The 13,576-nt window shown below is 40.4% G+C and carries 12 protein-coding genes; 7 read left to right on the forward strand and 5 right to left on the reverse strand.

Annotated features, from left to right (window positions below):
• Positions 1–116: 116 nt before the first annotated feature.
• Together F7734_RS56790 and F7734_RS56795 are read right to left on the reverse strand one after the other, a co-directional pair.
• Positions 117–1,487, reverse strand: coding sequence for a DUF3370 domain-containing protein (locus F7734_RS56790; protein WP_155752961.1), 1,371 nt, complete (start codon positions 1,485–1,487; stop codon positions 117–119).
• Positions 1,488–1,527: 40 nt separating this feature from the next.
• Entirely contained in the window at positions 1,528–2,040 is a 513-nt protein-coding gene (locus tag F7734_RS56795; protein ID WP_155752962.1) for a peptidase C15, read from the reverse strand.
• Between the two features lie 58 nt (positions 2,041–2,098).
• Here F7734_RS56795 and hisH point away from each other — a divergent pair, with 58 nt between their 5' ends.
• On the forward strand, positions 2,099–2,734 hold the full coding sequence (gene hisH, locus F7734_RS56800) for an imidazole glycerol phosphate synthase subunit HisH (RefSeq protein WP_155752963.1): 636 nt from the start codon (positions 2,099–2,101) through the stop codon (positions 2,732–2,734).
• A gap of 78 nt (positions 2,735–2,812) precedes the next feature.
• Positions 2,813–3,364, forward strand: coding sequence for a 16S rRNA (guanine(966)-N(2))-methyltransferase RsmD (gene rsmD / locus F7734_RS56805; RefSeq protein WP_155752964.1), 552 nt, complete (start codon positions 2,813–2,815; stop codon positions 3,362–3,364).
• 61 nt (positions 3,365–3,425) lie between these two features.
• On the opposite strand, the gene petG is transcribed toward rsmD, so the two are convergent.
• Complete coding sequence (gene petG, locus F7734_RS56810; RefSeq protein ID WP_155752972.1) at positions 3,426–3,527, reverse strand: cytochrome b6-f complex subunit V; 102 nt, start codon at positions 3,525–3,527, stop codon at positions 3,426–3,428.
• A gap of 229 nt (positions 3,528–3,756) precedes the next feature.
• Between petG and F7734_RS56815 the strand changes: the two genes are divergently transcribed.
• Entirely contained in the window at positions 3,757–4,131 is a 375-nt protein-coding gene (locus tag F7734_RS56815; protein ID WP_155752965.1) for a cytochrome c, read from the forward strand.
• A 28-nt stretch (positions 4,132–4,159) separates the two neighbouring features.
• Here F7734_RS56815 and F7734_RS56820 read toward each other — a convergent pair whose 3' ends face one another.
• Positions 4,160–4,342: a hypothetical protein gene (locus F7734_RS56820; protein WP_155752966.1), complete on the reverse strand. Its 183-nt coding sequence runs from the start codon at positions 4,340–4,342 to the stop codon at positions 4,160–4,162.
• A 202-nt stretch (positions 4,343–4,544) separates the two neighbouring features.
• On the reverse strand, positions 4,545–7,067 hold the full coding sequence (locus tag F7734_RS56825) for an NACHT domain-containing protein (RefSeq protein ID WP_155752967.1): 2,523 nt from the start codon (positions 7,065–7,067) through the stop codon (positions 4,545–4,547).
• A 313-nt stretch (positions 7,068–7,380) separates the two neighbouring features.
• Here F7734_RS56825 and F7734_RS56830 point away from each other — a divergent pair, with 313 nt between their 5' ends.
• The 4 genes from F7734_RS56830 (at position 7,381) to F7734_RS56845 (ending at position 13,492) form a co-directional block, all read left to right on the forward strand.
• On the forward strand, positions 7,381–7,893 hold the full coding sequence (locus F7734_RS56830; RefSeq protein WP_155752968.1) for a hypothetical protein: 513 nt from the start codon (positions 7,381–7,383) through the stop codon (positions 7,891–7,893).
• A gap of 538 nt (positions 7,894–8,431) precedes the next feature.
• Positions 8,432–9,004, forward strand: a complete 573-nt coding sequence (locus tag F7734_RS56835; protein WP_155752969.1) for a PEP-CTERM sorting domain-containing protein — start codon at positions 8,432–8,434, stop codon at positions 9,002–9,004.
• A gap of 608 nt (positions 9,005–9,612) precedes the next feature.
• Entirely contained in the window at positions 9,613–10,380 is a 768-nt protein-coding gene (locus F7734_RS56840) for a peptidylprolyl isomerase (protein WP_155752970.1), read from the forward strand.
• A 58-nt stretch (positions 10,381–10,438) separates the two neighbouring features.
• Positions 10,439–13,492 carry a peptidase domain-containing ABC transporter gene (locus F7734_RS56845; protein WP_155752971.1) on the forward strand — a complete coding sequence of 1,018 codons (3,054 nt, stop codon included), beginning with the start codon at positions 10,439–10,441 and terminating at the stop codon, positions 13,490–13,492.
• Positions 13,493–13,576 lie beyond the last annotated feature (84 nt).

Here is a 13,576-nt window from a genome sequence, read left to right on the forward strand (position 1 = left end):
ATTGCTAATTGCTAATTGCTAATTGCTAATTGTTAGTTCTTAGCCATTAGCCATTAGCCATTAGCCATTAGCCATTATCCATTAGCCATTAGCCATTAGCCATTAGCCATTAGCCATTAGCCATTAGCCACTGTCAAAACTTGTGGGGGAGTGGCGTCTGGGGGATAAAGAAAATCAACTTCAACCAATCTTTTCTCTCCTCCCTTCATATTCAGTACCACCAAAGGTTCTCCCTGTTGTCCGCGTCGTTGCACCAAATGCACGTACTTGGTTTGAGGCAACCCAGCATCATCTTGATAGCGAACTCGCACTGAGCCACGGAAGAAGACTTGCGGGGAAGCTGAATTCAAAAAGCGCAGCCCCGATTTAGTTAACTTATCTTCTTTAATTGGTGTTTGCATTGAGACGGTGACTGTTTGCTGGTTTTGAGTGTTGTTGTATAACGGCAAAGTTAAGCTGTATTGCACCCCATAGTTTCCATGGGCGCGATAAGCGGTGTCAGGATAGCGTACCAACATGGGAGCACTTTGTATTTGCTCGGTACCCAATGTACCGCGATCTAAAGTACTCAGTCCATAGGAAAAAGCTTGTCCGGGACTGGGGATGGTAAGATATGTTTTTTCAGGGTTATCTACAAGTAAACCTTTCCATTCCGAACCTAAAGCAACTCCAGCAACGCGCCCGTAAATTATCGGTTTGCTTGTCTGTTCTAAAGGAGTGGGGGTTTTGTCACGAGGACTGGATAATTCACTATTATTTAATAGATATTGCCACTCTTCTACAGTAGGAGGACGTTCGCTACCATCAGGATTTGTTGGCGCAAACATTGCCAGACTGGCTGCATAGACTGTGCCACTACTCCACACCCGCATATATGTAGACCGACCATTTAAAGGTGGTGTGAGTTCTTTTACGGGAATTGGTACATTAAGTAACATTTGGCTTTCCCCCGGTGGAATAATGATTTGAGCCGGGAAGGTTTCTTGCCTTTGTCCCCGAAGAACTTGATTTGTTACGCGATCGCCTGGTCCTGCAAAGGTATTGCTCAAAATATTATCACTCTGATATGGCAGATCGACAAAGGGTGCTTCTGGTTGGCTGAGATAAGTAGCGGCTTGCAAGATATTTACTGTTACTGGTTGAGTACTGGGGTTATGTAGGATAATTCCCAAATATAGCGATCGCAAATCTTCGGGAGTTGGTGCTTCAGCTACGTGGTGAGCAAAAACATCAAATCGACCTTTAAAAGGAAAATTTAAATGTGCTGTGGGAACTTTTTTCCCTTCTGATGGAAAAGTTGAGAGCAAAATCCCTTCTTTCAAAACCTTTTCTGGGCTGTTACTATTGAACACTGGCACCTCATCTAATTTGCCTGGTAGCGGGCGGACTTGTTGCTTTTGCACAATTTCTTCAGGAGGTGCGGGTGGGGGAACGATTGGGGAAGGTGTTATTTGTGCGATGGGAAGAATGAGTAAGAATGGAAACATATACCGATATATTTTTTTCTACTTTGAGACGCAATTATCTTTACAAAAGTGCCAATTTGTGAATCATCAGCAAAAAATCCTCCAAGATTGAGGGGAAGTTTTCTTCAGTCAAAATAGGAACGTGAACAAAGATGCAAGGGGTTTTGAGTTCCTGGAGGCGCAGTTCATCTAAAACAGAATAGTACAAACCTTCACAGACAAATTTTCCACAGTCATGGCTGATCTCAACATTCGGGAAGCCCACCACTAATTTTTCTAAATCAACCGTTGTCAGCAACTTACTTTCTCCACAGACAGCACCTACTTCCACACTTAATAGCGTCCGTTTTTCAGCCATGCCACAGCAAATGATGCTGTCTGGCTGAAGTTCGCGGATCTTTTCTAGGACTCGAAAACTGGCTTGCTCAACATCTACAGGTAACTGTCGCAACAGTGTCAACTCATAAGGCAAGGAATTGAGTCGGGCAACTTCTGTCAATAGATCATCAGAAGAATTTGATTTTTGATGGGGTAACCAAGTTTGAAAAGAAGTTAATAAAAACCTTTTCTGCATAAGAATTATTATTTAGAATATAAGTACCCTCCATAATAAATTAGCAGGGAGCAGGTAAATGGCGTTGATTGCAGTCGTAGACTACGACATGGGAAATTTGCACTCGGTTTGCAAAGGATTAGAAAAAGCTGGCGCAACTCCAAGGATTACTGATTCGGCAAAAGAATTAGAAAAAGCAGATGCTATCGTTTTGCCGGGAGTGGGTTCCTTCGATCCAGCTGTAAAACAGCTGCGCTCGCTTGATTTGGAAAAACCCATAAAAGAAGCAATTGATTCTGGTAAACCTTTTTTAGGTATTTGTTTAGGTTTGCAAATTCTTTTTGAATCAAGTGCAGAAGGAGTTGAACCGGGACTGGGAATTATTAAAGGAATAGTACGGCGATTTGTTCCTGAACCAGGTATCACAATTCCCCATATGGGTTGGAATCAACTCGAACTGACTCACCCAAAAACAACATTGTGGGAATATCTCCCGCAAAATCCATGGGTATATTTTGTCCATTCCTATTATGTAGAGCCAACTGATTCCCAGGTTTGTGCCGCAACTGTCACTCATGGTAGTCAAACTGTCACAGCTGCGATCGCCCGTGACAACGTTATGGCAGTGCAATTCCATCCGGAAAAATCTTCTAACATTGGATTGCAAATCCTCTCTAATTTTGTCTCTCAAGTTTGGACACAAGTTGCGGCATAATAGAATTCTGTACGAGTGTCCTTTGTCATTTGTCCTTTGTCAAATGACCAATGACCAATGACCAATGACCGTTGACAAATGAGCTTGAGAATTTATGGTAATCGTCCCTTAAAAACATTGCCAGGGAGGGAAACCAGACCCACCAGTGCGCGAGTGCGGGAGGCAGTGTTTAACATTTGGCAGGGAACGATAGATGGTTGTAGCTGGTTGGATTTGTGTGCTGGAACTGGGTCAATGGGCGCAGAAGCTTTGTGCAGGGGAGCCAGTTTAGTTACAGGGATTGAAAAATCCAGCCGTGCGTGTGCGATAATTCAAGAAAATTGGCAACACCTAGCCAACGCAGAACAAAAATTTCAAGTGCTGCGAGGGGATGCCGTGCAGATGTTGCCAAAACTCTCAGGGCAACAATTTGACAGAATTTATTTCGATCCACCTTATGCTAGCGGATTATATCAGCCAGTATTAGAAGTCTTAGCTTACCATCATCTCTTAGATACGGACGGCGAAATAGCACTGGAACATAGCCCCCAAGATTGGACACCGCCCATCATATCTTCTTGGGAAATCTGCCGTGAGAAGGTCTACGGCAATACGGCTTTGACATTTTATCGAGTAGGGGGTAGGGAGTAGGGGGTAGGGAGTAGGGGAATAGGATTTACTACTCACTACTCCCTACTCCCCACTCCCACAATTACAGACCGAGCTGATTGCCACGCTTGTACTGCTCGTAAGCTTTATAAAACAATCCGCCGAGGGTTACGAAGATTAGACCCAGTACGATGCCGTCAAGCAGGGTTCAACACGTTAGATCTCCTTTATGCAACAAATTAGTTCCCGCTCCTCATTCTACCAAATTCAGCAACACCTCTTTCACCTTTTCATGCCCAATCCTACCCCTATCCCCTACTCCCAATTCCCAATCTGTGCTTTCAAACACAATTAATTGCATATTAATCAAGAACTTTTAAGCTATGTGTATGAAATAAAATTTTTTTGTACACTTTGACTTGAACAGCAAACTTTTGGATAACCAGATCCCCAAACCTAAAATTCTGATTCAGCGCATCGCACTAATGGCTCTGGCGGTCGTGCTAACAGTCCTTTTGGGCATTTTTGCTGTTTATGCAACTAGCCCTTCAGATCCTTATGACAAAGCTGTTCTAGCGCTTAAAGGTGACCCAGTACAAGGACATGCCATCTTTCAAATCAACTGTGCTGGTTGTCATGGTTGGCAAGCAGATGGAAGTGTTGGACCGAGCTTGCAGGGGGTCTCTAAACGCAAATCGCCCTATGGTCTCATACACCAAGTGACAAGTGGTGAAACGCCACCTATGCCAAAATTTCAGCCCAGCCCTCAAGCCATGGCAGATCTTTTGACTTATTTGGAATCTCTGTAAAGAAATTTTACATAAGTCCTGTAGAAAGTTATTGTTCTTGTGCTTCTGAATCAGATAAAAAAGAAGACTCGATCGCAGCGTTTGTTATTGAGTCTTCAAATTTTTCAGTCTCAGAATATTTTGTTGGATTTGAGCTACAACAACCATCTGTCCACTTCTCACCAGGTTTGCGATCGCACTTTTTTACTTGTGACTTGCTACTTATATACATGTTTTAGTTAGTTGAACGCTACATATAGGATTATACCACTTGTGGCATTTTACGGTAAATGGCGGTAAAGTTCGGGAGAGAAAATAGCGGGCAGAAGGCAGAGGGTAGAAGGTGGGAGGCAGAGCCTCGTAGGCTGCATTCCCAGGCTCCGCCTGGGAACGAGAGGAGGTGGAGGCTGGGAACGAGAGGAAACTCCTCTTCCCTAACCCCTAACCCCTAACCCCTGTTCTCTAATAAGTGTTTCAGGAATGCGCTTGCTAGGTAGCAACAGGTAATCGAGAATTTGAGTGCGTAAATCTTTAGAAGAATAGTTACAACCTTTAATGCACTCTAGAAGGAGAATATTGGCGTACAAATAGTCTTTTAAGGTTTTAATTTGTTCGGGTGAGAATTTTACGTCATCATAGCCAATATTCAAATACAGCCTCATGACTCCTCTTAAATGTTTTATCCAATCCTGCCAATCAGATTGGGGTGCATTATCATCAGGAAAGCTTTCTTGTAAGAAAATGAGTTCATCAGCTAAACTCTCGTAATTTACGGATCTATCGCTGGTAATACTAGAGATGATTTGATTGGGGAAATTATCTTTGTCAAGAGTAATTTGTCTCTGTTGTTTGCTAAGAGTAATCACACCCCTATTTTTATCAATTGTTACACCTTCGCCTCCTAATTGAGGAGCCATGGCGGTATCATCGCTTACGGGGAGTTCTTTTCTCAGCAAAGGATTGACTTTATGTGGCTTAAACTGCTTGTTTTCGGCTTTAGCAGATACTTTAGTATAGGTATCTACTAAATATAATGCAAAATCGGAAAGGGGTGAGCGCTCGATAATCTTCTTTCTTTCCCGATTGAACTCTTTTAAAAGAGTGGCAAGTTTTTGTGCTAGGGCAGAATCGACTTTTGAGAGTTGATTTGTATAAAGTTCAAATTCCTGATCCACAAATAAATAGAAAGCTCTCCAGGAGCTAGATTTGACTCCATGATACGTTGTTACATCATCCAGCCAAGCCAACATATCTTGTAATCGTTTACTATTGACTAGCTTATTAATTTGAATAAATAAAATTTTCAAAAAATCATCAGCATTAGCTAATCTTCCTGCAATTATAAGAAAAACTTCTCGCCACTGACGGTTTACCAAGTGCTGTTTAACAACTTCTTTTAAGATTTCGTAGCTCCGACTCTCTACAATATAATTAGCTACAAAATATTCTTGGAAAGTCAAGTGTGAAAATGAATAAATATCTTGCGCCTGTTTAACGAGCAATCCATGGTTGGCTTCTATTCTTTTTAAAATAGCTAAACTATCAAAATTTAGAGTATCGGTAGAAAAATCCGGAAGATTTTCAATGTAATTTCCAATAATTTCTTCTAATTCCCTTTGTTGCCACAAAATTTTGTGTGGTTCTTGCAAGAAAGACTCATAAGCTACTTTGCTCAGCAAATTAACTTTTTGTTGATACGGTAGGTTGAATTTATTGGTTATACTGCGTTCTATCCGTCTGCTAGCATCCCATCTGCGTAGAAGGATTTCTACCGCATCATGAATAAGTGAGTACTGATTGCTTGGAAGTTCATAGCGATCGTCAAATACCAAGCATAACATCGTAAGTAATAATGGATTTGCTGTTAGTTCTTCTATAGCCCTATTTTTTTCTATTTTCTCAAGCAAGCTATCTGCTAACTTTAAATCTTCACTGGGTGCAAACCATTTTCTGATAAATATTTCAACTTGGCTGTTATCAAAATCTGCAATTTCCACTTCTGTAAAATCAGGAAATATATAATCAGCAGAGCCAGAACGACAAGTGAGAACAAATCGATTCTTAGGAAATTTCTTGACAAAATTATCAATGCTTTGATATATGCGATCGCTTTTTGTTTCCCCAACTTCATCTAATCCGTCTAATAAAATTAAGCAATGACCTTGTTCTAGTATATCTTGAACAAATTGCGATGTTTCAGCAATATAGTCTGATAAATCTTCTTTAACGGCATCGAGCAGGTTTTGTTTATCTTCTTTATCAGAAAATGCTTTCAATGAAATAAAAATAGGGATTTCTTTTACTTCTTCTTTTTGTTCTATACTATACAAAACAAGATGTTTGAGAAAGGTTGTTTTACCTGCACCCGGTTTTCCCCAAATAAGCAGCTTAGAATAGGTATTAACAGCATCTAAAGCAGATAAATGATTTCTAATTCTATAGTTAAAGCGACTAAAGCTTATACCTTCATTGGAAAATTGGCTAAACAGTTCTTGAAGAGTTTTAGACTGTTTCCCTTGAATATTTTCTAAAACGTTGACTTGGGTATAAACACTATCAAGTTGTAGGGGTTGAGTCATCGTCAGGACTTTTATAGTACCGCACTTTCTCTTAAGATATTCTTGATAGCGATGGAGCCAAGTTTCTTGATTGTCCGTTTCGGCTTTCTCTCCTTGTTCCAATACCGTTTGTTGCCTTAAAGCTTCTTGATAACTTTCATACCCTAATAAAATTGCACATAAAAAGTTGAGATTCTTCTCCTGCATTTTTGTGGGTTCGTTATCCTTAAAGAAATTCCGAATCGTTTTATCTGAAATAATATCTTTAGAATCTTCTCTTTTATCTTGGTAAACACGATTTAGCTCAGTAATCAGAAACTTAGGGGAAGCACCAAATTTCTCTATATATGCTTGTTGTAATTTTTCAAAAATTTTTTGATTAACTGATATTGCTGCCATTTTTGCCCTCTATAGGTTTTCTTAAATCTTCAAGTAGTAAAAAAACAGTCATGCTTAAAGGGGCTACACCAAGTATGGAAAAACCTCACCTCCCACACCTTTCGCTTGCCACAGAAAGGGCATAGTGAAGCTTTCCCACAATATTCTATCAATACATCCAAAGATAGAAAACAGTACTAAGAGATATTAAATCTACTTTTAGGCATAGGAGAATAGGTGTAGATAACTTGTAGAGTAGTAGTAGTTTCCGAAGTTTACCGTAAATTACCGCAATTTTTTTATCAAGAAAATTATTAAACCGAAAAATTTTATTATGAGCAATAAAATAATCCATCTGGCGACATATATCAATAGCGATTGGGTCGAGCAAGAATTTAAACGATTTGTATCATCTATGTCGATTGAGCTTAAGCTCTCACTGAATAGCACCCTGTCTTGGGCTCATCTTTGGCGTCAAGGGCGGTTAGATGATAATGCAACCGTTCGGGCTTTTAAAGAAATTGAGCAAAACGTTGTATGTCAGAATCTTCTCATAGACGAACTTTTGGAGTGGCGTCTCACTGCTGACAAACTTGAAGAGGTTGGTTGCAAGCCAATTCTTGTGGATGCTGTTAATCAACAATTTAAACGCGAGCAATCTTCTCTGGCTAGAGAATTTAAGTTTTACCTCGATCGCACGTTGAATCTGACTCTTCTTTGGCATCAGAGCCAATTTAGCCAAAGTACTACTGCTGCGGCTTTTGAGGCGATCGAGCAAAATGCCAAACGCCAAAGCCGAATTTTGGACAAACTCCTCAATTGGCGTTTCAATCCTCACAGCTTATAGATATGAGCGTTGTTCGCCCCAAACATATAGCCTTGTTGCCGGAAAGAAGTTTCGGCATATACACTAAATACAATATTTTATGAGTAATAAATATTCATACATTCTTATAATTTTACTACTGAAGCCTTATCCTGACTTTATAAGATGTATGTAAAACTTACGTTAGTATAAACTAACTGAAAGAAGTCAGAATTATGTTTTTTGTATGAAGACTATAGTAAAGTAATTTTGAAGAAGGCAGAAAGGCTTCCCTAAAGACTCCAACATTCCCTTCTGCCACGCCACTTGCTGTAGCCTGTGAAACCCTTCCACTGAAGTGGCTCCTCTGCCCTCTGCCCTACCTAGAGGGCTTGTCACAGGGATTGCTTTTATCCTCTATAACTTCTCAATCCTATATTTTCAACTAGGAGCAAAAGATCTATTGCAAATATTTGAATTGAGGAAGTTGCAAAGATAATTGCAGTTTCCTAGTGTTTTGTCACATTAATTTCAACGGGTGCCAAGAATCCCACTACTAAATCACTGAAGGACAAGAATCATGAAACTGTCTCAAAAACTGGTAATTGCTGCTGGTGTTACTCTTGGCTGTGCAGCTACTCAAGTCGCTCGCGCTGATGCTGCTGTTATTAATTTTGAAGTCAATATAAATTCAGGAGCTTTGGCTGGTCAAACAGCAAGTGGTACTTTCAGTTATGATGACTCAAGCCTAACAGGGGTAGGTGATGAGTTCGCACAGGTTCAATCGCTGTCCTTTAACTTCTTAGGTAAAACTTATTCTGAGAAGAATGATGTTGATTCTCCGGCATTTCCTGTTGTCAGCTTTTTTAACGGGCAATTAGAGGGATTGAACTACTATGTTGAATTATCTCCAGTAGGGGAATTCTTTTTCTCAGATATTGTGGAAGAATCCTTTCTTGACGAATTCAGAGGAGGAGATAAATTTACGTATACAAATGCTGGTGGAGGTAGTGGTTTAATTTCATATCAATCTGCGCGCTCGGTACCTGAACCGTTAACATTAAGTGGCACGATTTTTGCATCTGGTTTGGCCTTATTGATGAAAAAAAAGGAAGCAGCAAAGAAAGCCAAAGCATCATCTGCAGTATCTTAATATTTTTTGCTGCACTCTTATTGAAGAATTAAACTTTTAATTTTAAGAAGGTAGAATTACGTATCGCACTGATGGCACAGCCTGCGCTAATGTGCAGCGTTTGCCCCTCAAATATTTGCTCTATGTCATACCCCTAATCCCTTTTTCAAGGGTTAGGGGTCTTTGATACGTTGCTAAGATTTTGCTTCTTTAAAAAAGAAACTTGGGAGTAAAATTTCAAATTACTCCCTTTCCGCTGCTCGGATAAGGAAATTGTAGGTTGGGTAGAGCGGAAGCGTTACCCAACAAATGCTGATAAATGTTGGGTTTCGTTCCTCAACCCAACCTACGTGTTTTCGTATTTTTAGGCAAAACCCGATAAGTATTGAGCCCACCCTACATATTTGGGTAATATAGTTGGCGGTTTAGGAGTAAACTATTAATTGTTTGTTAGTATTAATTCTGAATGGAAAAGAAGTTTGAGTGCCTTGACTAAGTGGGTGCAACGCAGAAAAATTCTTGGTGAAAGAGTTATGGCACAAAATTAACTTCTTTGAGAGGCTGATAACATCACAAATACAGGGCGCAACACCAAAAAAATTATACGTTTTTTCTACGTCTGACAGTTAATGACAGAAGTGTTGCAAATAGGTAACCGTAAAATAGCAGCAAGCGAATTGCTTTCCTTATTGGGAAGCTACCAGATGCTGCCACAGTTACTGCAAGAACTGATTATCGATGAAGCTATTACAGCAATAGAGTGTACGCCTGAAGAAATAGCACAAGCTCAAAAACAATTTTATGCCAAACATCAGCTTAGAAGTGAAGCCGACATCAAAAAATGGATGACATATTTTGGTTTAGCTCCACATCAACTCAATTTTATAGTGGCTCGTCAGCTAAAAATTGAAAAATTTAAACAACTGACTTGGGGTAATAAATTAGAAACCTACTTTTTTCAGTGTAAAACAAAGCTTGACAAGGTGATTTATTCTCTACTACGTACTCAGGATATGGGAGTCACTAGAGAACTTTTCTTCCGCATTTTTGCAAAAGAGCAGTCTTTTGCTGAATTAGCACGTGAATACTCACAAGGACCAGAAGCCCAAACGGGTGGATTGGTTGGTCCTGTGGAACTGTCCACCCTACACCCATCAATGCTACAAATGCTTTCTAACAGTCAACCGGGCAAACTGCTACCACCTACTCAAATTGGTGAGTGGTTTGTGATTGTGAGGCTAGAAAAATATCTTCCCGCACAGTTAGATGAACCCATGAGAGCACGTTTGTTAAATGAATTCTATGAAAACTGGCTAAAAGAACAACTGCAAAAACTGATGAGTCAAGAAAATGTTGAAATAAAGGTACAGAGAGTCATGGGGGCGATGGGGGTATGAGGAAAAGAACGATGCCCAATGCCCTTTTGCCCAATGCCCTTTTGCCCAGTAACTAAAAATGACTTATACTCAACAAGCTTCTCTTCAAAATTTTTTCGCTGAATTATCTCCTTTTAAGCAACTTCCAGCACAAGAACTGACAAAATTACTTCCCAAGTTGCAGCTTTTGCGTTATCGTATGGGTCAAGCAATCCTAGTGCCAGAACATATCTCAGCTTATATTTCAATTATTTATGAAGGGCAGGCACGCTTGCTAGCCCAAGCTCCAAATACTGATGTACCGGTCACCTTGCAACGTTTTCAACCAGGGGCAATTTTGGGTTGGCTGAGTTTGCTACGTGGAATTCCTTGTGAAACAGTCCTTGCTTCTACAGAAACAGTTTGTATTAATTTGCCTGCTACAGATTTTTTAACCTTAATCAAAAATTTTCCAGCATTTGCCCAAAATTTCTATACCCAATGCAGTGCTGTTGAACTTTTTGAATTACTAGGTGCCGAACTGTTGCAACGAGCAGATAGCGAGGCAGTACTGAAGTCTTATGATGTTTCAGATATTGCAGAACTCACTTTTAAGATATTACCAGATGCTGTTGCTCTCACTCTCACCAATCTCAAATATTTTAAAACAGAGTTAGACTCTCGGTTGCTCTGGTTTGTCAGTAGTAAAGGAGTTACAAAGTTTTCTGTAGGAAGCCGATTACCACTGAATATAGATTTAGGGGATTTGGAGGTACAAAGTTCCATTGCTGTACGTTTAATTGGTTTGCCACTTAAAGATGGACAAGCAACTATCAAAGATGAAACTGTCGATCCTTCAGCGTCTACCCTTCAACCTTTGGAGGAAATTTCTGATGCGCCGGAAAGCCCTCCCAAATTAGAAGTCGCAACAGTTTTTGGTAAATCGCGATCGCCCAGTTACCCTTACATACAAGGTAGAGGACCAAGAGACGCCACTTTAGCTTGCTTCCAAATGCTCAGCCAGTACTGGAGTATTCCCGGACGCCGGGATACGATCGCAAAAGTGCTGGACAATCAAATTCAGCGCACTCAAACTTTGTCATTACAACTTTGTGGTGCGATCGCTGAATTAATAGGATTAAATGCTCAACTTATCAACATATCAGCCGTAGCGATTCCTAAACTGAAAACCCCTGCTATGATACGGTGGCAAGATAGCTTCGCCATCCTTTATGAAATCGGCGAACAAAAGCTAGTCTTGGCAGTACCAGAAGTCGGCATTATACAGCAGAAATTACCCAATTTCATTGAAAATTGGGGTGAACAAGGTCAAGTCTTGTTACTCAATCAAACCAAATACACACCCAAGCAGAAGTTTAGCTTAAGGTGGTTTATTCCTTCCCTTGTTCAATACCGTAAAGTTCTATTTGAAGTCTTAATTGCTTCCTTTTTTGTCCAAATTTTCACTTTAGCAAATCCCTTAATTATTCAACTCATCATTGACAAAGTTATTATTCAAAATAGCTTTAATACCTTAAACGTACTGGGTCTTTTATTATTGATTCTGGCTGTTTTTGAAGGGCTTCTTACAAGTCTCCGCACTTATTTATTTGTCGATACTACCAGTCGAATCGATCTTACATTAGGTTCAGAAATTATCGATCATCTGTTGCGGTTACCCTTACGCTATTTTGAACGTAGACCTGTAGGAGAACTCGCTACCCGCGCCCAAGAATTAGAAAATATTCGCTCTTTTCTAACAGGAACTGCTTTAACAGTAGTGCTTGATGCCGTATTTTCTGTTATCTACATTGTGGTAATGGCAATTTACAGTTGGAGCTTAACTCTTGTCGCGTTAGCAACTGTACCGTTATTTGCCTTCCTAACAATGGTGGTTTCTCCGATTGTACGACGGCAGTTACGAAGTAAAGCCGAACGTAATGCCCAAGCTCAATCCTACTTAGTAGAAGTTCTTTCAGGGATTCAAACAGTAAAAGCGCAAAATATAGAATTGCGTTCCCGTTGGCAGTGGCAAGAACACTATACCAATTATGTAGACGCTGGCTTCAAAACCGTTGTCACTTCGACTGGCGCTAACGTTACAAGTAATTTTCTCAACCAAGTTTCCGCACTATTAGTCATTTGGGTAGGAGCAGCCTTGGTTTTAGAGGGCAAGCTTACACTGGGGCAACTTATTGCCTTTCGCATTATTGCTGGTTACGTTACATCTCCCTTACTGCGTTTAACTCAACTGTGGCAAAACTTTCAAGAAACAGCGCTCTCTCTAGAACGTCTTGGCGATATTTTAGATAGTCCCGCAGAAGTGACAGAATTAGATCGTCAAAACATTCCCATGCCCAGCATTTCCGGGGAAGTTAAATTTGAGAACGTTTGTTTTCGTTTTAATCCCCATACTCCACTGCAACTTAAGAACATTAACCTGCATTTTCAACCCGGAAAGTTTATTGGCATTGTCGGGCAAAGCGGTTCTGGCAAAAGTACTTTAACAAAACTGTTGCCACGACTTTACGAGCCAGAGTCTGGCAGAATTTTAATTGATGGTTACGATATTGCCAAAGTCGAACTTTATTCCCTCCGCCGTCAAATTGGCATGGTGCTGCAAGACTCGCTCTTATTTGATGGCACAGTACAAGAGAACATTGCACTCACTCAACCAGATGCCACACCAGAGGAAATTATAGAAGCAGCCAAGATTGCAGCAGCTCATGACTTCATTATGTCTCTGCCCAACGGTTACAACACCAGAGTTGGCGAGAAAGGATCGGCGCTTTCGGGAGGACAAAGACAGCGTATTGCCATTGCTCGTGTAGTTCTACAAAATCCTCGCTTGTTGATTTTAGATGAAGCCACCAGTGCTTTAGATTACCAATCAGAACGACAAGTTTGCCTTAATCTTGCAGAGGCATTTCGCGGTAGCGGATCTTCCCCGTCCGCACAGCGTTTCCAACAGGAAAAAGAGGCTCGCACAGTCTTTTTTATTACCCATCGTTTAAGTACTGTAAAAAACGCTGATGTCATTTTGTTATTAGACCAAGGAGCAGTTGTAGAACAAGGAACCCACGAAGAACTTATGGCGCAAAAATGTCGTTACTACTGCCTTTATCAACAACAAGAGTTAGTGGTTAGTGGTTAGTGGTTAGTGGTTAGTGGTTAGTGGTTAGTGGTTAGTGGTTAGTGGTTAGTGGTTATTGGTTAGTGGTTAGTGGTTAGTGGTTAG

The organism is Scytonema sp. UIC 10036 (genome assembly GCF_009725235.1).